Annotated in this window: 19 protein-coding genes; 14 read left to right on the forward strand and 5 right to left on the reverse strand. The window is 58.3% G+C overall.

What is annotated here, in order from left to right:
- The first annotated feature begins 8 nt into the window (after positions 1-8).
- The 12 genes from paaB (at position 9) to paaY (ending at position 10,254) form a co-directional block, all read left to right on the forward strand.
- Positions 9-296, forward strand: a complete 288-nt coding sequence (paaB, locus tag ACMGG3_RS06205; protein ID WP_003857353.1) for a 1,2-phenylacetyl-CoA epoxidase subunit PaaB — start codon at positions 9-11, stop codon at positions 294-296.
- An 8-nt stretch (positions 297-304) separates the two neighbouring features.
- Entirely contained in the window at positions 305-1,051 is a 747-nt protein-coding gene (paaC, locus tag ACMGG3_RS06210) for a 1,2-phenylacetyl-CoA epoxidase subunit PaaC (protein WP_025204284.1), read from the forward strand.
- A 14-nt stretch (positions 1,052-1,065) separates the two neighbouring features.
- Complete coding sequence (paaD, locus tag ACMGG3_RS06215) at positions 1,066-1,563, forward strand: 1,2-phenylacetyl-CoA epoxidase subunit PaaD (RefSeq protein WP_025204283.1); 498 nt, start codon at positions 1,066-1,068, stop codon at positions 1,561-1,563.
- A 7-nt stretch (positions 1,564-1,570) separates the two neighbouring features.
- On the forward strand, positions 1,571-2,641 hold the full coding sequence (gene paaE, locus ACMGG3_RS06220; RefSeq protein WP_041162586.1) for a 1,2-phenylacetyl-CoA epoxidase subunit PaaE: 1,071 nt from the start codon (positions 1,571-1,573) through the stop codon (positions 2,639-2,641).
- Complete coding sequence (paaF, locus tag ACMGG3_RS06225; RefSeq protein WP_014169929.1) at positions 2,638-3,405, forward strand: 2,3-dehydroadipyl-CoA hydratase PaaF; 768 nt, start codon at positions 2,638-2,640, stop codon at positions 3,403-3,405. Before paaE ends, paaF begins: the two co-directional genes overlap by 4 nt.
- Positions 3,405-4,193 (forward strand): 2-(1,2-epoxy-1,2-dihydrophenyl)acetyl-CoA isomerase PaaG, encoded by a 789-nt coding sequence (gene paaG, locus ACMGG3_RS06230; protein WP_025204280.1) that lies wholly within the window; start codon positions 3,405-3,407, stop codon positions 4,191-4,193. Before paaF ends, paaG begins: the two co-directional genes overlap by 1 nt.
- 1 nt (position 4,194) lies before the next feature.
- Complete coding sequence (paaH, locus tag ACMGG3_RS06235; protein ID WP_395014606.1) at positions 4,195-5,622, forward strand: 3-hydroxyacyl-CoA dehydrogenase PaaH; 1,428 nt, start codon at positions 4,195-4,197, stop codon at positions 5,620-5,622.
- The gene (paaI, locus tag ACMGG3_RS06240; RefSeq protein ID WP_020884240.1) at positions 5,612-6,034 is read left to right on the forward strand and encodes a hydroxyphenylacetyl-CoA thioesterase PaaI; all 423 of its coding nucleotides are present in this window, start codon (positions 5,612-5,614) and stop codon (positions 6,032-6,034) included. The genes paaH and paaI overlap by 11 nt, the downstream gene beginning before the upstream one ends.
- Positions 6,034-7,239: a 3-oxoadipyl-CoA thiolase gene (gene pcaF / locus ACMGG3_RS06245; RefSeq protein WP_414149699.1), complete on the forward strand. Its 1,206-nt coding sequence runs from the start codon at positions 6,034-6,036 to the stop codon at positions 7,237-7,239. Before paaI ends, pcaF begins: the two co-directional genes overlap by 1 nt.
- A 26-nt stretch (positions 7,240-7,265) precedes the next feature.
- On the forward strand, positions 7,266-8,582 hold the full coding sequence (gene paaK, locus ACMGG3_RS06250) for a phenylacetate--CoA ligase PaaK (protein WP_014169934.1): 1,317 nt from the start codon (positions 7,266-7,268) through the stop codon (positions 8,580-8,582).
- A 130-nt stretch (positions 8,583-8,712) separates the two neighbouring features.
- Positions 8,713-9,648 (forward strand): phenylacetic acid degradation operon negative regulatory protein PaaX, encoded by a 936-nt coding sequence (gene paaX / locus ACMGG3_RS06255; protein WP_014169935.1) that lies wholly within the window; start codon positions 8,713-8,715, stop codon positions 9,646-9,648.
- Positions 9,649-9,657: 9 nt separating this feature from the next.
- Entirely contained in the window at positions 9,658-10,254 is a 597-nt protein-coding gene (gene paaY, locus ACMGG3_RS06260; protein ID WP_020884237.1) for a phenylacetic acid degradation protein PaaY, read from the forward strand.
- Between the two features lie 94 nt (positions 10,255-10,348).
- On the opposite strand, the gene ACMGG3_RS06265 is transcribed toward paaY, so the two are convergent.
- Both ACMGG3_RS06265 and ACMGG3_RS06270 read right to left on the reverse strand, forming a co-directional pair.
- Positions 10,349-11,287: an omptin family outer membrane protease gene (locus tag ACMGG3_RS06265; protein WP_014169937.1), complete on the reverse strand. Its 939-nt coding sequence runs from the start codon at positions 11,285-11,287 to the stop codon at positions 10,349-10,351.
- Positions 11,288-11,480: 193 nt separating this feature from the next.
- Complete coding sequence (locus tag ACMGG3_RS06270) at positions 11,481-12,386, reverse strand: LysR family transcriptional regulator (RefSeq protein ID WP_014169938.1); 906 nt, start codon at positions 12,384-12,386, stop codon at positions 11,481-11,483.
- 149 nt (positions 12,387-12,535) lie between these two features.
- Here ACMGG3_RS06270 and ACMGG3_RS06275 point away from each other — a divergent pair, with 149 nt between their 5' ends.
- On the forward strand, positions 12,536-12,823 hold the full coding sequence (locus ACMGG3_RS06275; RefSeq protein ID WP_221716340.1) for a DUF1330 domain-containing protein: 288 nt from the start codon (positions 12,536-12,538) through the stop codon (positions 12,821-12,823).
- On the opposite strand, the gene ACMGG3_RS06280 is transcribed toward ACMGG3_RS06275, so the two are convergent.
- Positions 12,820-14,214: an amidohydrolase family protein gene (locus tag ACMGG3_RS06280; protein WP_414149700.1), complete on the reverse strand. Its 1,395-nt coding sequence runs from the start codon at positions 14,212-14,214 to the stop codon at positions 12,820-12,822. The two genes, ACMGG3_RS06275 and ACMGG3_RS06280, sit on opposite strands and share 4 nt — an antisense overlap.
- A 128-nt stretch (positions 14,215-14,342) precedes the next feature.
- Between ACMGG3_RS06280 and ACMGG3_RS06285 the strand changes: the two genes are divergently transcribed.
- The gene (locus ACMGG3_RS06285) at positions 14,343-15,323 is read left to right on the forward strand and encodes a LysR family transcriptional regulator (protein ID WP_113656177.1); all 981 of its coding nucleotides are present in this window, start codon (positions 14,343-14,345) and stop codon (positions 15,321-15,323) included.
- Here ACMGG3_RS06285 and ACMGG3_RS06290 read toward each other — a convergent pair.
- Both ACMGG3_RS06290 and ACMGG3_RS06295 read right to left on the reverse strand, forming a co-directional pair.
- A complete protein-coding gene (locus tag ACMGG3_RS06290; RefSeq protein ID WP_153852398.1) occupies positions 15,246-18,305 on the reverse strand; it encodes an efflux RND transporter permease subunit in 3,060 nt (1,019 codons plus the stop codon). The genes ACMGG3_RS06285 and ACMGG3_RS06290 overlap by 78 nt on opposite strands.
- Complete coding sequence (locus ACMGG3_RS06295; protein ID WP_059306173.1) at positions 18,302-19,411, reverse strand: efflux RND transporter periplasmic adaptor subunit; 1,110 nt, start codon at positions 19,409-19,411, stop codon at positions 18,302-18,304. Before ACMGG3_RS06295 ends, ACMGG3_RS06290 begins: the two co-directional genes overlap by 4 nt.
- Positions 19,412-19,428 lie beyond the last annotated feature (17 nt).

Genomic DNA, 19,428 nt, shown 5'->3' on the forward strand with positions numbered 1-19,428 from the left:
GAAACACGATGAGCAATGTCTACTGGCCGCTGTACGAAGTGTTCGTACGCAGCAAACAAGGGTTGTCCCACCGCCATGTGGGAAGTCTTCATGCCGCCGACGATCGCATGGCGCTGGAAAATGCGCGTGATGCCTATACCCGTCGCAGTGAAGGCTGCTCTATCTGGGTGGTGAAGGCGAGCGAGATTGTCGCCTCTCAGCCGGAAGAGAGCGGCGAGTTCTTCGACCCGGCGGAAAGTAAGGTTTACCGCCATCCTACGTTTTACACCATCCCTGATGGCATCGAGCACATGTGAGGTCAGGGATGAAAACATTATCCGCATATGCCCTGCGTCTGGGCGACAACGGTCTGGTGCTCTCCCAGCGTCTGGGCGCCTGGTGTGGTCACGCGCCGGAGCTGGAAATCGATCTCGCGCTCGCCAACATCGGCCTCGACTTGCTGGGGCAGGCGCGCAATTTCCTGACCTATGCCGCAGAGCTGGAAGGTCAGGGCGATGAAGACACCCTGGCGTTTGGGCGTGATGAACGCCAGTTTCACAACGTGTTGCTGGTGGAACAGCCTAACGGCAGTTTCGCCGACACGCTCGCGCGCCAGTACTTTATGGATGCCTGGAACGTAGCGCTGTATGAACGCCTGACTCACAGCAGCGACAGCCAGCTTGCCGCCATAGCCGCGAAAGCCATTAAAGAGGCGCGCTACCACCTGCGCTTCAGTCGTGGCTGGCTGGTGCGTCTGGGGGACGGAACGGAAACATCTTCACAGCGTATGCAGCAGGCGGTCGACACCCTGTGGCGGTTTACGGCCGAGCTGTTTGAAGCCGATGACGTCGAGCTGGCGTTGATTGCCTCCGGCGTCGCGGTTGATCCGCGCGAGCTTCGTCAGCCGTGGGAGCAGGAAGTGTTTTCCGGTTTGCAGGAGGCCACCCTGAGCGTGCCGTCGGAAGTGGCGTATCGCACGGGGGGCAAGCGCGGGCTGCATACCGAACATCTCGGCCCAATGCTGGCAGAAATGCAGTATCTCCAGCGCGCCCATCCGGGTCAGCAGTGGTAAGTACGGAGGTGAAGATGCAGCGTTTTGCCGGGATTGCACCCGCGGAGATCCCTCAAATCTGGTCGCTGTTAAGCCAGATCCCGGACCCGGAAGTGCCGGTGTTAACCATCACCGATTTAGGCATGGTGCGTAGCGTATCGCCGCAGGGCGAAGGCTGGGTTATTGGCTTTACGCCAACCTATTCAGGCTGCCCGGCGACGGAACATTTGCTTGGCGCGATTCGCGAGGCGATGACCGCACACGGCTTTACGCCAGTGCATATTGTGCTGCAGCTCGAACCGGCCTGGACCACCGACTGGATGACGGCGGATGCGCGTGAACGCCTGCGCGCATATGGCATCAGCCCACCGGTGGGCCACAGCTGCCACGCGCATGCCCCGGCCGAGGTAAGTTGCCCACGCTGTGCCAGCACACATACCTCGCTTATCAGTGAATTTGGTTCGACGGCCTGCAAAGCGCTTTATCGCTGCAATGACTGCCGTGAGCCTTTCGACTATTTCAAATGTATTTGAGGTTGCCATGACAACGTTTCATTCATTAACAGTGGCAAAAGTGGAACCCGAAACCCGCGACGCGGTGACCATCACTTTCGCGGTACCGCAGGCGTTGCAGGACGCCTATCGCTTTCGTCCCGGACAACACCTGACCCTGAAAGCGAAGCTGGGTGAGGATGAGCTGCGTCGCTGCTACTCTATCTGCCGCAGTACCGCGCCGGGTGAGATCAGCGTAGCGGTGAAAGCCATCGAGGGCGGACGTTTTTCCCGCTATGCCCGGGATGAGATCAAACAGGGCATGGTGCTGGAGGTCATGGTGCCGCAGGGCCAGTTTGGTTACCAGCCGCGCGCCGACCGGGAAGGACACTATCTGGCCATTGCCGCGGGTTCAGGCATTACCCCAATGCTGGCCATCTTATCCGCCACGCTCGCCACCGAGCCGAACAGTCATTTCACCCTGATCTACGGCAACCGCAGCAGCCAGAGCATGATGTTTCGCGAGGCGCTTGCCGATCTGAAAGACAAATACCCGCAGCGTCTGCAGCTGGTCGCCATCTTCAGCCAGGAGGTACTCGACAGCGATCTGCTGCATGGACGTATCGACGGTGAGAAGCTGCAGGCGCTGGCGAAAACCCTGATCAACTTCCGCCAGTACGATGAAGCTTTTATTTGTGGCCCGTCCGCCATGATGGACGACGCGGAAGCGGCGCTGAAAGCGCTGGGGATGCCAGAGAAATCGATTCACCTTGAGCGTTTTAATACGCCAGGCTCGACCGGCAAACGCACGGTCAGCGTGCAGGCTGAAGGGCAGAAAGTCACCGTGCGTCAGGACGGTCGTGACCGGGAAATTACCCTCACGGCAAACGATGAAAGCATTCTTGATGCCGCCCTGCGTCAGGGCGCCGACCTGCCTTATGCCTGCAAGGGCGGCGTATGCGCGACCTGCAAATGCAAAGTGCTGCGTGGCAAAGTTGATATGGCGACGAACTACAGCCTTGAGCCGGATGAACTGGCGGCCGGGTATGTGTTGAGCTGTCAGTCGCTGCCGTTAACCGCTGACGTGATCGTCGATTTTGACTCCAGGGGGATGGCATGAGCGAACTGATGGTCACCCGTCATGGTCGTGTCCTGCAGCTGACGCTTAACCGTCCGGCGGCACGCAACGCGCTGAATAACGCCCTGTTAGAGCAGATTGCTGACGCGCTCGACGCCGCTGCGGCCGATCGCGATCTCTCCGTTTGCGTGATTTACGGCAACGCACGCTGCTTTGCTGCCGGCGCAGATCTCAACGAAATGGCGGAGAAAGACCTGCCTGCCACTCTGAACGATATCCGTCCCCAGCTGTGGGCCCGGATCAACGCCTTCAACAAACCCCTGATTGCCGCCGTCAACGGCTTCGCGCTGGGCGCGGGCTGCGAGCTTGCGCTGCTGTGCGACGTGGTGATTGCCGGGGATAACGCCCGTTTTGGTCTGCCGGAAATTACGCTCGGCATCATGCCCGGGGCGGGCGGTACGCAGCGCCTGATTCGTAGCGTGGGCAAATCGCTGGCCAGCAAAATGGTGCTGACCGGGGAGAGCATTACCGCGCAGCAGGCGCAGCGCGCCGGGCTGGTCAGCGATGTGTTCCCGGCTTCATTGACGCTGGAATATGCCCTGAAACAGGCGGCGCTGATGGCTCGACACTCACCGCTGGCGCTCCAGGCGGCAAAGCAGGCGCTGCGCCAGTCTCAGGAGGTTTCCCTGCAGGCCGGACTGGTCCAGGAGCGACAGCTGTTTACGCTGCTTTCAGCGACCGAAGACCGGCGAGAAGGCATCGACGCATTCTTACAGAAACGTACCCCCGACTTTAAAGGACGCTAATCGTGGAATTTATTCTCAGTCATGTAGAACAAGGCGTGATGACCCTGACGCTGAACCGTCCGGAGCGTCTGAACAGCTTTAACGACGTGATGCATCAGCAACTCGCTGAGTGCCTGAAGCAGGCCGAGCGCGATGACACCATCCGCTGTCTGCTTATTACCGGGGCGGGGCGCGGCTTCTGCGCGGGTCAGGATCTTAATGACCGCAACGTCGACCCTAACGGTCCGGCGCCGGATCTGGGAATGTCCGTGGAGACGTTCTACAACCCGCTGGTTCGCCGTCTTGCGACGTTGCCGAAACCGGTGATTTGCGCGGTCAACGGCGTGGCCGCCGGGGCCGGGGCCACGCTGGCACTGGGGTGTGACATGGTCATTGCCGCCCGTTCTGCCACCTTTGTGATGGCCTTCAGCAAGCTCGGATTAGTGCCGGACTGCGGGGGAACATGGTTCCTGCCGCGCGTCGCCGGGCGCGCCCGCGCAATGGGGCTGGCGTTACTCGGAGACAAACTCAGCGCCGAACAGGCACACGCCTGGGGGATGATCTGGCAGGTGGTGGATGACGAACACCTCTCCGCCACGGCCCAGCAGATGGCGCTGCACTTTGCTTCTCAGCCCACCTTTGGTCTGGGGCTGATTAAGCAGGCGATTAACGCGGCAGAGACCAACACCCTCGACGCCCAGCTTGACCTGGAGCGCGATTATCAACGTCTGGCCGGTCGCAGCGACGACTACCGGGAAGGGGTCAGCGCCTTCCTTGCCAAACGCGCACCGACATTCACGGGGAAATAAGATGGCGATCACGGTTCGTACTGTCGCCGTCATTGGAAGCGGCACGATGGGCGCGGGAATTGCGGAGGTCGCGGCGAGTCATGGGCATCAGGTTCTGATGTATGACATTGCTTCAGACGCGATTTCACGCGCGATTGACGGGATCCGCCAGCGTCTCGCCTCCCGGGTGACTCGCGGAAAACTTTCCGCCGATGCTGGCAGCCAGATTCTTGCCAGGCTGTTGCCGGTAACGGATATCGAAGCGCTCGCCGCGGCAGATCTGGTGATTGAAGCCGCGTCTGAGCGTATCGACGTCAAAAAAGCGCTGTTTGCGCAACTGGCTCAGATTTGCCCGCCGCAGACCTTGCTGACCAGCAATACCTCCTCCATTTCTGTTACGGCGATTGCGGCGGATGTTCACCATCCGGAACGCGTCGCGGGGCTGCATTTCTTTAATCCTGCACCGGTCATGAAGCTGGTCGAGGTGGTGAGCGGGCTGGCGACATCGCCCGAAGTGGCCGATGCGCTGTGCGAGCTGGCGCTGAACTGGGGGAAACAGCCCGTTCGCTGTCAGTCAACGCCAGGGTTCATCGTCAACCGCGTTGCGCGTCCGTTCTATTCTGAAGCCTGGCGCGCCCTGGAAGAGCAGGTCGCCGCGCCAGAAGTGATTGATGCCGCCCTGCGCGACGGCGGCGGTTTCCCGATGGGACCGCTGGAGCTGACCGACATGATTGGTCAGGACGTCAACTTTGCGGTGACCTGTTCCGTGTTCAATGCCTTCTGGCAGGAACGTCGTTTCCTGCCGTCGCTGGTGCAGCAGGAACTGGTGCTGGCGGGGCGACTGGGCAAAAAAAGCGGGAAGGGCGTTTACGACTGGCACGGTGAGAAACCGTCTGTGCCGTGGCTTGACGCAGTAAACGACAGCTTTACACCCATGCGCGTGCAGCGAAGAGGTGACGGTGTCACGGAAATAGATGAGCTCCTGTTGATTGAAACCCAGGGGGAGACCGCTCAGGCGCTGGCCCGGCGTTTTAACTGTCCGGTCGTGGTGATTGACCGCATCGAACGCGACGTGGCGGTGATCGCAGCCGCATCGGATAACCCGCATACCGCCACGCAAAAAGCCGTCTGGTACCTGCAGCAGCAGGGACACCGGGTACTGCGCATTGCCGATTACCCCGGCCTGCTGGTCTGGCGGACGGTGGCGATGATCGCCAACGAAGCGCTGGATGCGCTGCAAAAAGGGGTGGCCAGCGAGAAGGATATCGACACTGCCATGCGCCTCGGCGTGAATTACCCGAACGGGCCCATTGCCTGGGGTGAGCGTCTGGGCTGGCAACGGCTGTTAACGCTGCTTGAAAATTTGCAACGCCATTACGGCGAAGAACGCTATCGCCCTTGTTCACTGCTGCGCCAGCGTGCGCTTCTGGAGAGTAGCTATGAGTCATAACGCCTGGCATAACGCCCGCACCATGTATGAACAGGACGCCTGCGCCCAGGCGCTGGGGATCGACATCATCGACATGGACGATGGCTACGCGGTAGTGACGATGACCATCACCCCACAGATGCTCAACGGCCACAAAACCTGCCACGGAGGACAGCTGTTTTCACTGGCCGATACCGCCTTTGCCTACGCCTGCAACAGCCAGGGGCTGGCGGCAGTGGCGTCAGGCTGTTCAATCGATTTTCTGCGCCCGGGGTTTGCCGGCGACACGCTGACCGCCACCGCGCGGGTTAAGCATCAGGGCAAACTGACCGGCGTGTATGACATTGAAATTCAGAACCAACAACAGAAAACCGTTGCCCTGTTTCGCGGAAAATCTCACCGCATCGGCGGCAGTGTGACAGGAGAAGCCTGATGCGTGACGCTTTTATTTGTGATGGCGTTCGAACCCCGGTGGGGCGCTATGGCGGGGCGCTGGCCAGCGTTCGCGCCGACGATCTCGGCGCGGTGCCGCTGCGTGCGCTGCTGGCCCGTTATCCGCAGCTCGACCTCGAGCGGATTGATGATGTGATCTTCGGCTGCGCCAACCAGGCGGGGGAAGATAACCGCAACGTGGCGCGTATGTCGCTGCTGCTGGCCGGACTGCCTCAGACGGTCTCGGGCACCACGCTGAACCGCCTGTGCGGTTCGGGTCTGGACGCGATTGGCTTTGCCGCGCGGGCAATCAGGGCGGGTGATGGCGACATGCTGCTTGCAGGCGGCGTCGAGTCAATGTCCCGGGCGCCGTTTGTGATGGGTAAAGCCACGGCGGCGTTCCAGCGTCAGGCGGAGATTTTCGACACCACCCTTGGCTGGCGATTTGTGAATCCGCTCATGCATCAGCAATTCGGAACTGACAGCATGCCGGAAACGGCAGAGAATGTAGCTGAATTGTTAAATATCAGCCGGGACGATCAGGATGCTTTCGCGCTGCGCAGCCAGCAGCGTACTGCTCAGGCACAGCAGAACGGCATTCTGGCGCAGGAGATTGTGCCGGTGCAGGTGCCCGGCAAAAAAGGAACGGTTACGGAAGTTTCGGTAGATGAGCATCCCCGTGCTGATACCACGCTTGAACAACTTGCCGCGCTGAAAACACCGTTTCGCAAGAACGGTGTCGTGACGGCGGGTAACGCCTCCGGAGTAAACGATGGCGCTGCGGCGCTGATTATCGCCAGCGAGTCGATGGCGCACGCGCAAGGGCTTGTCCCGCGCACGCGGATCGTGGCGATGGCTACCGCTGGCGTGGAGCCACGTCTGATGGGCTTAGGACCGGTGCCAGCCACCCGCAAAGTGCTGGAACGTGCCGGGCTCAACATCAACGATATGGACGTGATTGAGCTTAACGAAGCTTTCGCTTCTCAGGCGCTGGGCGTGTTACGTCAGCTGGGATTGCCGGATGACGCTGAACACGTTAACCCGAACGGAGGGGCCATTGCGTTGGGCCACCCGCTGGGCATGAGTGGTGCCAGGCTGGCGCTGGCCGCGAGCAATGAATTGCATCGACGCAACGGGCGCTATGCGCTGTGTACGATGTGCATCGGTGTGGGTCAGGGCATTGCCATGATCCTTGAGCGTGTTTGAGCGAATAACAGTGTGAGTACCCTACAATGACAAATACAACAAAGCTTGATCCGATCGAAACGGCCTCCATTGACGAATTACAGGCGCTGCAAACCGAGCGTCTGAAATGGACGCTGCATCACGCCTATAACAACGTTCCGATGTACAAACGCAAGTTTGACGCCGCGGGCGTTCACCCTGACGATTTTAAAACGCTGGAAGACATCCGTAAGTTTCCGTGCACCACCAAGCAGGACCTGCGTGATAACTATCCGTTCGATACCTTTGCCGTACCGATGGAGCAGGTGGTGCGTATTCACGCCTCTTCCGGCACCACCGGAAAGCCGACCGTCGTCGGTTATACCCAGCATGACATCGACAACTGGGCTAATCTGGTGGCCCGTTCTCTGCGCGCCGCGGGCGGCAGTGCGAAAGACAAAATTCATGTGGCCTATGGGTATGGCCTGTTTACCGGAGGGCTGGGCGCGCACTATGGCGCAGAGCGTTTAGGGGCGACCGTTATCCCGATGTCCGGCGGTCAGACGGAGAAACAGGCGCAGCTGATCCGCGATTTCCAGCCGGATATGATCATGGTGACGCCATCCTACTGCCTCAATCTGATCGAAGAGCTGGAACGTCAGATGGGAGGCGATGCCAGCGCCTGCTCCCTGCGTGTGGGGGTGTTTGGCGCAGAGCCGTGGACGCAGGCCATGCGCCGCGAAATCGAGAAACGTCTGGGGATCACCGCGCTGGATATCTATGGGCTTTCCGAGGTCATGGGGCCAGGCGTGGCGATGGAGTGTATCGAAACCGCCGACGGTCCGACCATCTGGGAAGATCATTTCTATCCGGAGATCGTCAACCCGAATGACGGCACGCCGCTTAATGATGGCGAGCAGGGCGAACTGCTGTTCACCACGCTGACCAAGGAGGCGCTGCCGGTGATTCGTTATCGCACCCGCGACCTGACGCGCCTGCTTCCTGGGACCGCCCGCACCATGCGTCGTATGGACAGGATCAGCGGTCGCAGTGACGATATGCTCATCATCCGCGGCGTCAACGTCTTCCCGTCCCAGCTGGAAGAGGAGATCGTGAAGTTCGAACACCTCTCCCCGCACTACCAGCTGGAGGTCAACCGCCGCGGTCATCTTGATTCACTTTCCGTGAAGGTGGAGCTCAAAGAGAGCAGTCTGACCCTGACCCACGAGCAGCGCTGCCAGGTGTGCCATCAGCTGCGCCATCGGATTAAATCGATGGTCGGGATCTCCACCGACGTGATGATTGTCAACTGCGGCAGTATCCCACGCTCAGAGGGCAAAGCCTGTCGGGTGTTTGATTTGCGTAAAGTTGCGGCTAACGGTTGAGTTTCCCTCACCCCCTCATCCTAACCTTCTCCCCGGAGGGGAGAAGGGACGTTGTCTCCCTCTCCCTTTGGGAGAGGGCCGGGGTGAGGGGAATATGCTATGATTCATCCAGACCAAAAATAACAACAGAATGAATCACATGAATAAACTCGATGCCTTTATCCAGCACGCGGTTAGCTCGGTTCCCGTTAGCGGAACGTCGCTTATCTCCTCATTATACGGTGACGCACTTTCCCATCGGGGCGGTGAAATCTGGCTCGGGAGCCTGGCGGCGCTGCTCGAAGGGATGGGGTTTGGCGAGCGCTTTGTGCGCACTGCGCTGTTTCGTCTTAATAAAGAGGGCTGGCTGGATGTGTCGCGCATCGGACGACGCAGCTTTTACCGGCTGAGCGACAAAGGGCTGCGTTTGACCCGCCGCGCGGAGAGTAAAATCTACCGCGCAGAACTCCCGGCATGGGACGGTAAGTGGCTGTTGCTGCTCTCGGAAGGCCTGGATAAAACCACCCTTGCTGACGTCAAAAAGCAGCTGATTTGGCAGGGTTTTGGCACCCTGGCTCCCAGCCTGATGGCCTCCCCGTCGCAGCATCTGGCGGATGTGCAGTCGCTTTTACACGACGCAGGCGTGGCGGAAAACGTCATCTTCTTCGAGGCCCATTCGCCGCTGGCGCTGTCCCGCGCGGCGCTGCGTGCCCGGGTCGAGGAGTGCTGGCAGTTGACCGAACAGAACGCGATGTACGAGACGTTTATCCACTCGTTCCGTCCTCTTCTGCCGCTGCTGAAAGAGGCCGCGCCGGACGAATTAACGCCGGAACGCTGCTTCCAGATCCAGCTGTTGCTGATCCATTTTTACCGTCGCGTGGTGCTGAAAGACCCGCTGTTGCCGGAGGAGTTATTGCCTGCACACTGGGCCGGACAAAGTGCGCGACAGCTGTGCATTAATATTTATCAGCGTGTGGCACCAGGGGCGCTGGCGTTTGTCAGCGAGAAAGGTGAAACCTCCGTCGGCGAACTGCCTGTGCCCGGCACGCTCTACTATCAACGCTTTGGTGGTCTTACTATCGTATAAGGAGTGGAGATGCCCGTTTATCAAATTGACGGTCTGACACCGGTGGTGCCTGATGAGAGCTACGTTCACCCGACGGCGGTGCTCATCGGCGACGTGATCCTGGGCAAAGGCGTGTATGTTGGCCCGAATGCCAGCCTGCGCGGCGATTTTGGCCGGATTGTGGTGAAAGACGGCGCGAACATTCAGGATAACTGCGTCATGCACGGTTTCCCGGAGCAGGACACGGTGGTGGAAGAGGACGGCCATATCGGCCACAGCGCGATTCTGCACGGCTGTATTATCCGCCGTAACGCCCTGGTAGGGATGAACGCAGTGGTCATGGACGGCGCGGTGATTGGCGAAAACAGCATTGTCGGCGCGGCGGCCTTTGTGAAAGCGAAAGCGGAGATGCCCGCCAACCATTTGATCATTGGCAGTCCGGCAAAAGCGATTCGTGTGCTGAGTGAGCAGGAAATTGCCTGGAAGAAGCAAGGCACGCGTGAGTATCAGGTGCTGGTGGATCGCTGCAAGCTGACCCTGCATCAGGTCGAACCCCTGCGCGAAGTGGAGCCCGGTCGAAAACGTCTGGAGTTTGACGAGGATCTGCGACCAAAATCGGCGTCATGAAGGGGCGCGCACCTGCGGAAGTAAAGCAGCGCATCGAAAAAGGCCCCGTCAGGGGCCTGTGCATGTTTACGCTGGCCTGATGCGTTGCGCGAAATCAGAACCGGTATTGCAGACCGGCGGTAACGGTATAGTTTTTGTTGGAAATGCCCGCCGCATCACCGCCAATTGACCCGGATTCGCCCGTGTTAGTATCAATAATCTGCGTGCCGCCTTTGCCCTCTTTGTAACGGCTATACGCGAACTCGGCAAAAACTTTGGCGTGTGGCGTGACGTAATATCCTGCATCCACTGACGCACCATAATAGCGAGAGTCTGAGGTTTTCTCGCGGAAGGTCAGGTCGCGCATATAGTGCTCGTCGTTATCATGAGCGCGCACCCAGTCACTGAATTTAAACAGGCCATTAAATTCGAAATTATTAATACGATACTGCCCCACAAGCCCAATATAAGGCATTGAGAAGCGCTGGCTATAACCAATGCCGCGTTCGCCCGCCGGGAAATTCCCCGTGTTGGTACCGTTATCATAATTATAAGAGCCACCGGTGGCCGTCCAGCTAAAACGGGTTTCCTGATAACCGGCAGTCACGCCCGCTTTATAGCTTTCGCCCTGCAATATCCAGCCTTTTACATTGAGATCGTATTCATTGGCATAATTGACGTTAGTTGCCGGATGCGTCGAATGATCTGTCCAGCTGGATTGTCTTTCGTTCATCCAGTCATAGTCATCCATATGACCCGAGCCGGATGCCAGCGAGGTCCAGCCGCGTGCGTTCAGGGTCAGGAAAGGGTACGCATCCCAGGAAATATCGCCTTTCAGGATGGCGACGTTTTTAATTTTCCAGTCCAGCTGGCTGATTTTTCTGCCTGTGACGTCGTCATACACCATTTCATGGGATTTCCCGCTGAGCATCCCGCCCGAGGCTGAAACGGTGACGCTGTCAGGTGAGAAATTCGGCGTAAATTGCGTTTCCCCTGCGTATACTGTGCCTGAAAAGGCGGCCATCATCGTCAGTAAAAGCGTATTTCTTGTCATTTTTATGTCCCTAATTAAAATTTAATAATTACCTTGCAATTAAATTTTAAAAGCCACACAAATAACAATCAACTGCCAGTTTTAGTCATTATTCGCATTTGCGTTGTGTATTCCTTTCACAAGAAACGTCCCTCACCGAGATAATATTGCCGTCCCGCCTCCGACAATTAGCGTGAATATCTTTAGCAGGATATTAATCAAAGTACGGTTTTAAAATGACTTCCGTCCAGTGCATAAAAGCTCTGACACGCTGCGATAAATTACGCCGATGGGCGACCACGAAAGCGGCATTAAGCGGTTCAGGAGGCAAATGGGGAAGCACTTCAACCAGCGCGCCGCGCTGGATATGGGGCGCCAGCGCGGAATACCCGCCCTGAATTAAGCCCAGACCCGCCAGCCCGGCTTCATGATAGGCCGGTACGCTGTTGACCCGTGCGGCGCCGGGTAACATGACGGACCGGTAGCCATCACCGTCCGGGTACTGCCAGCCATCAGGCCTGGCACCAAAATTTCGCATGTAATGCACCATACGGTGTCCCTGACGAAGCAGGTCGTCAATCGTCTCGGGCACCCCGACGCGCTCCAGATAGCGTGGGCTGGCGGCGTTAATCATCCGTAACTGACCCAGCGGTCGGGCAATGAGGGTCTCATCAACAATGGGCCCAAAACGAATGACGCAGTCAAAGCCTTCCTGAACCAGATCGACTCGCCGGTCTGTGCTTGAAAGTTCTATTTCAAGTTCAGGATGCGCGTCCAGCAGTTGTGGCAGGGCGGGAATCACTACGCTTTGGGCCAACACTGCTGGCATATCGACGCGTAAACGTCCCCGCAGTGACATGCCGCCAGGCGCAAACATGGACTGGAGATCTTCTGCATCTGACAACAAATCCCGGGCGCGGGAATAAAAAGCCCGACCGTCTTCGGTCAGCTGTACCGCGCGGGTAGTCCGGTGCAACAGCGTCGTCCCGAGGTCATGCTCAAGCTCACGTACGACCGTTGAAACACGGCCTTTCTTAATGCCCAGGCTCTCCGCCGCCTGAGTAAAGCTCTGCATTTCTGCGACGCGCGCAAAAATAGTCAGTGCATGCAGGTTTTTCATTGTTCACCTTCCGGGTAACAGTGCGTTATTTTTTGGGTGATTTATTCCCTTATTGATGACTAATAGAGTGTCTTCATACCGCGTAACGCTGTCAAACAGGTTGATGCGTTTTACACCACCGGCAACAGTCCTCAGGAAGGATAAAGAAGATGAATAAAGGTTATTTAATCGCCCACGTGACCGTCACAGATCCTGCTGCCTATGCAGAATATGCGAACGCTGCCGGGGAAGCGCTGCAGGGGTTCAACTCCCGGGTCATCGTCTGGTCCGGGGAATATGAAAATCTCGAAGGGGAGGCGCATGAACGCCACGTCGTTTTAGAGTTTGATTCGTATGCTGAGGCCAAACGTTTTTATAACAGTCCCGGGTACGTGGCCGCCAGAAAGCTGCGCGCGGGGGCGGCAACCGGGACATTTGTTGTGGTTGAAGGGGCTTAATCCTGCGCCAGCGGCAGGAAGGCGTCAGCAAATATGTCCGGCTCATACCCGGCTGAGGTAAAGAGATGATGACGTGATTCATCAATGGCCTCGCGAAGGCGGGTGATGTCGACCCCCAGCACGTTGCCGTCTTGCTTCACGATTCGTCCGGCAATCATGACGGTATGGATGTTGCTGCGCTCTGCCGCATGGACCACCGTGCCAAATGCATTGCCGGACGGATAGAGGTTGAGATCGCCGGCGTTAATAAGCACCAGGTCGGCCTGTTTACCCGGCGTCAGGCTGCCGATGCTCTCCTGTAACCCTGCACAGGCCGCACCATCGACGGTGGCTGCTTTCAGGAGCTGTTGGGTATGAAGCGTATTTACGGTGTGCGCTGAACCACAGCAGCGCTGCTGATGCATGCCCATGACGCGCTGGAGGTAAAAAGCCACGCGCATTTCCATAAACATGTCGCCGCTGTACGACGTTTCATTGTCTACGCTGAGGCCGGGGCTGATGCCGTGGCGCAGCGCGGACTGAAGGGCAAACATGCCGTCTTCAATCCCATAGTGCGCATCGGAACGGGGGCAGACGTTCACGCGCACGCCCGCGTCCCGCAGGATTTTCCATCCGTCGTCCGGCAGTGCGGTGCAGTGATTAAAAATATTGTCCGGTCCCAGAAGCCCCTGTTGATGCAGTGCCTCAAGCTGCGACGCCATTTCACCCCCAAAGAATTCGGTCACGATTGGCAACCCCAGCCTGCGGGCCTCCAGCCATCTCTCCGGCTCCAGCTGGGCCATGACTGCCAGCGAAACAAGACTCTCAGGATTATTCTGGAAATACTTTTCTTGCAGGCGCTGCCAGTTACCGGGCCAGTGCGCGCGGTCCCATTCTCCGGACACCGGTGCACCGGAAGCGTGTACGGCGCGGATCCCCGCATCCAGCAGGGCCTCAACGGCCGCGTCCGAATGCGCAGCGGTGCGGCTGTTATGGGAATTATCAATCACCGTGGTGATACCGGCATCAATACACCCCAGGGCGGTGAGCAGGTTGCCGATATAAATATCGGCAGGGCGATAATACCTGGCGAATGAGAAGTGCGTGGCGTTGCAGTAATCTTCAAGCGTTTTGGCGTCGGGGTTAATGCGGCGCAGTTGTCCCTCCCAGGCATGGCGATGGGTATCCACCAGGCCCGGCATGGCAATCATATGTGTGGCATCTATTATGCGGGCGCCTTCTGCTGCCAGATTTTCACCAATGGCGACGATCTTTGCGCCTTCGATAAAGATATCTCCGCGCTCAAAATTACCCACCCTGTCATCCATGCTGAGCAGGGTTGCGCCCTTAATCAACGTGGCGGGTGGAGTTATGCTTTGATTGTTAATCATATTTCTCAGGTAATCGCTCATCTTCTTGTCCTTTGTCTCTTCATGGGTGAGAAATTACGCGACCCGATTACGGCGAAAAAGATGCTTAACGTGTTTTCATTATTCATAATCTACGAAGAATAATGTGAGCGACGGTCGGGGGAGAAAAGATGGATCGTATTCAGGCAATGCAGATCTTCATGCGGGTAGCGCAGGCCGGAAGCTTTGTCCGCGCAGCCGAAACGCTTTCTCTGCCTTCGTCAACGGTCACCAGCAGCATAAAAAATCTGGAGAATTACCTCCAGGTGCGCCTGCTTAACAGAACGACAAGGCGGGTGAGCCTCACCGCTGAAGGTGTGCAGTATCTGGCGCAATGCCAGGAAATACTGGCGTTAATCGAGCATGCGGAAACGAGCCTGACGGCGTCAGTCCGGCGCCCGCAGGGACGCTTGCGGGTGGATATGCCGGGCGGGATCGCGGATTTCATCGTGATGCCTCACCTGAAAGATTTTTACCGGCTTTATCCGGATATCTACCTGATGTTGGGCGTCAACGATCGGCAGGTTGATCTGGTGCAGGAGGGGGTGGACTGTGTGATCCGAACGGGTGATCTGAATAGCTCGACTCTTGTTGCCCGTCCTCTGGGCCGGTTTCGCTGGGTGACCTGTGCCTCACCGGACTATCTCAGGAAGTTCGGTACTCCCCGCTCGCCAGACGACTTATCACAGCATCGGGCGATACACTATTTTTCCGATCAGACCCGACGGGCGGATGCGTTACGCTTTGTCCGCGGGACTGAGACCGTCTCCATCCCTGTCCGCGGCGAAGCGGCCGTAAATGCCACCGGGCTTTATATCAACATGTGCCTTGAAGGTTTCGGGCTGGCGCAGCTGGCTGAGAGTATTGTCTCAGCGCATCTGCGGGAGGGAAGGCTGGTTGAGGTTCTGGCTGACTGGCAACCGCCTTCGGTGCCCGTTACGTTGCTTTATCCCCATCAGCGTTTTCTCTCTCCCGCAGTGCGTGCCTTTGCAGACTGGATTGCCGGGCTTATCCCGGACGCCAGCCCGGCACCGTCAGGCGGCGGGCTTGATCCGAAACCAGATCGCATACATCGCAGGCAGGAAGACGAGGGTAATAATGGTTCCCCCTAGCGTTCCGCCAATCAGCGTGTAGGCCAGCGTTCCCCAGAACACGGAGTGTGTCAGGGGAATGAACGCCAGCACGGCGGCCATGGCCGTCAGTAAGACCGGCCTCGCGCGCTGTACGGTCGCCTCAACCACGGCATGGAACGGATCGAGACCGTCCTTCTGGTTGTGATCGATTTGACCAATGAGTATCAGCGTATTTCGCATCAGGATCCCCGAAAGCGCGATCAGGCCGACGAGGGCATTGATGCCAAATGGCTGATTGAAAAGCAGCAGCGTAGGAACCACACCAATAAGCCCCAGCGGTGCGGTCAGGAATACCATGACCATGGCCGAGAGTGAACGCACCTGCAGAATAATTATCAGCAGCGTCAGGGCAATCATGATGGGGAACAGCGGGGCCATGGCCTGGGTGGCTTTGCCGGATTCCTCAATCGATCCCGCCATTTCGATGCGATAGCCAGGTGGAAGCGAATCAATAATGGGTTGCAGCTGTTTCATGATGGCGGTTGACACATCCGGGGGCTGAAGGTTTTCGGCAATGTCTCCCCGCACGGTAATCGTGGGCGTACGATCGCGACGGCGCAACAGCGGATCTTCCATTCGGATCTCAATCTCCCCGATTTGTGACAGCGGAACGCGTTGCCCGGCGTTACCCACCAGGGTAAAGCCCTCTATCTTCGCCGGATCAAGGCGGATATCACCCGCGGCGCGCCCCGTAACCTGTACCGAGCGAATATCTTCCCGCACGGAGGTGATGGGAACGCCCGACAGCAGGAACTGAAGCTGCTGGGCAACGGCGTTCGACGTTAAACCGGTAGCCTGCAGGCGGTTCTGATCGAGGGTGAAATGCAGGGTCGGTACGCGTGAACCCCAGTCGGTATTGACGGTTCTCATCATCGGGCTGGCCTGCAGCACACCTTTAACGTTATCTGCAATGTCACGCAGTTTATTGACATCCGGTCCCATTACTCGCCAGGCGACCGGGAAGGGAGAATAAGGCCCGAACACCAGCTGCGTGACCCGCACGCGTGCCTCCGGAGCCAGCCCGCGGGCTACCGCTTCGCGAAGGCGGAACTTAAGCGCCTCGCGTGACTTCTCGCTGTCCGTCATGACGACAACCTTCGCGAAAGAGGGATCGGGCAACTCAGGGGCCATCGCCAGATAAAAGCGCGGCGAACCCTGGCCAATGTAGGCGGTGACGATGCTGGCTTCAGGCTGTTTGCGCAGCCACGCTTCGATTTTCGCGGTGGCGGCGCTGGTTTGCTCAATCGATGTGCCATACGGCATCTGCACTTCCACCAGCACCTCGGGGCGGTCGGACGTCGGGAAAAACTGTTTCTTAACCAGCCCCATCCCCAGTACTGCGAGGGTGAAGATGGCCACGACGGACGCGGCGACGATCCATTTTCGGGCGATCACGCGGCTCAGGGTATGACGAAAACGGTTATAGCGCGGGGTGTCATAGATGGCGGCATGACCGCCTTCGACTTTTGCGATGTCCGGCAGAATTTTGACGCCCAGATAAGGGGTGAACACCACCGCCACAAACCACGAAGCTATCAGGGCGAGGCCGACTACCCAGAACATATTGCTGGTGTACTCCCCGGCGGTTGACTGCGCAAAACCATTCGGCATAAACCCGATGGCTGTCACCAGGGTTCCGGCCAGCATTGGCGCGGCGGTATGGCTCCAGGCGTAGGCGGAGGCTTTGATTCTGTCGTAGCCTTCCTCCATTTTTACCACCATCATTTCGATGGCGATAATGGCATCATCAACCAGTAAGCCGAGGGCAAGAATAAGGGAGCCCAGGGTAACGCGGTCGAAGTTTATACCGGAGGCTTCCATCACGACAAAAACGACCGCCAGCGTCAGCGGCACTGCCGCCGCGACAACGATGCCCACGCGCCACCCCATACTGACAAAACACACCACCATCACCACCAGCAGGGCGACGAAGAACTTGATCATAAACTCATCGACCGACGAGCGGATATTCACCGACTGATCGGTGACTTTCGTCAGGGTCATCCCCAGAGGCATATTGGCATTGATGTTTGCCGTTTCAGCATCCAGCGCTTTACCCAGCGCCAGGCCGTTCCAGCCTTCACGCATGACAATACCGAGCAGGAGGGTGGGTTCTTGCTGGTTACGGATCTGCAGGGTCGGTGGGTCCTCATAGCCCCGTTCAACCGTTGCCACGTCGGACAGCCGGAGCGTTTTGCCCTGTGCGATCAGGGGCGTATCGCGGATCTTCTGCAATTTATCGAAAGCGCCGTCGAGGCGGATAAAGATTTGCGCCCCGCGCGTTTCAATCGAGCCCGCCGCGGTTAATGCGTTCTGGCTGTTGAGCGTGGTGAAAATATCCTGCGGCGAGAGTCCCAGTGTTGCCAGACGGTCATGCGAGAAGGAGATGTAAATCCGCTCGGCCTGTTCCCCGATGATGTTCACTTTCTTTACGCCCGGAACGTGCAAAAGCTGCTGGCGCAGGGCTTCGGCGTCACGCACTAACAGACGCTGTGGTTCGCCTTTCGCTTTCAGTGCAAAAAGGGCAAAGGTGACATCGGAAAACTCATCATTGATCATCGGCCCCATGACGCCTGCCGGAAGGTTTTTGGTTTCATCCCCCAGTTTCTTTCGCGCCTGGTAAAACTCTTCCTGAACCTGAGAAGGCGGGGTTTTGTCCTGCAATGACAACGTGATAAACGCCATACCGGGGCGGGTATACGTTTCCGTACGGTCATACCATTTGAGTTCCTGCAGACGTTTTTCCAGCGGCTCGGCGACCTGATCCTGAATTTCCTGTGCGGTTGCCCCGGGCCAGACGGTGATAACCGTCATTTGCTTAACCGTGAAGGGGGGATCTTCCGCGCGGCCAAGGCCAAAAAACGAGAAAATACCGGCAAGGGTAACCAGAATAATCAAGAACAGCGTGACCGAGCGCTCGCGTACCGCAAGCGCTGACAGGTTGAAACGACCTCCACTCATGGTGTCATCCCCGCCTGAGTGGCATCGCGCTGTTCCGCCAGCCGGACCGCTTCGCCTTCGTGCAGAAGATGGACGCCTAACGCAACAATCTTCTCTCCGGGCTGCACGCCGCCGGTCACTCTGGCGATATCATCCCCTACGCTAAGCACCCTGACAGGCTGCCAGACGACTTTTGTCGGCTGAGCGGAAATACGCCAGACGCCAGGCCCTTTCCCCGCATCGTAGAGAGACGCCAGGGGAACCTGCATCACGCGGCTGTCGCCTTTGCCGTGTTCGATGCTCAGCGTCACGGTCGCCCCCAGCGGCGCGTTCGCCAGCGCGCCATCCAGCACGTATCGGGCCTCAAAGGTACGGGTGGTCGCATCGGCTGAATCAGACAGCAGGCGCAGCTTCGCGCTAACGGGCTGCTTTTCGTTACCGTAGAGCGTTGCCAGAGCTGTACTTCCCACGGCAGGGCGCAGGGTTTCCGGCAACTGGACCAGCGCCTCGCGCTGCCCTGCACGGGCCAGACGGATCACCGCCTGCCCGGCGCTGACCACCTGTCCAGGCTCGGCAAGCGTCTCCATCACCACGCCGTCTGAATCGGCAAGTAGCACGGCATAACCGGTGGCGTTTTGCGCCACGCCTGCCTGTGCCCGGGCAGCGCTGAGCTCCGCTCTGGCGCTGTCGGCTGCGGCTTTAATCTGGTCGTACTCTGACGCCGACACTGCACCGGATGCCACAAGGCCGCGATAACGCGCCTCATCGCTGGACGCTTTACGTGCGCGCGCCTGGGCAGCATCCACCGCTCGCTGCTGGGCCTGCGCCTGTAATTTCAGATCAACAGGATCCAGACGCATTAAAGGCTGGCCCTGCTTAACGGTTTGACCCGTATCGACAAGACGTTCGAGAATTTTGCCCTGCACCCTGAAGCCTAAATCACTTTGCGTTCTTGCCACCACCACGCCGGTAAAGGCGCGTGACGTCTCGTTCGCAGGGATCACGGACGCAAACCTGACAAGCGGTGGCTGCGTGCGCGGATCGTCACTGGCGTGGTTATCGCCGCATGCCACCAGGGCAAACGGCAGGAGGCATACGGCAAGGCGGGCTGAATGAAGCCTGAGCATGGGAACCCTTATTACAT

This window comes from Enterobacter sp. BNK-18, assembly GCF_047456135.1.
GTDB classification, from domain to species: domain Bacteria; phylum Pseudomonadota; class Gammaproteobacteria; order Enterobacterales; family Enterobacteriaceae; genus Enterobacter; species Enterobacter ludwigii.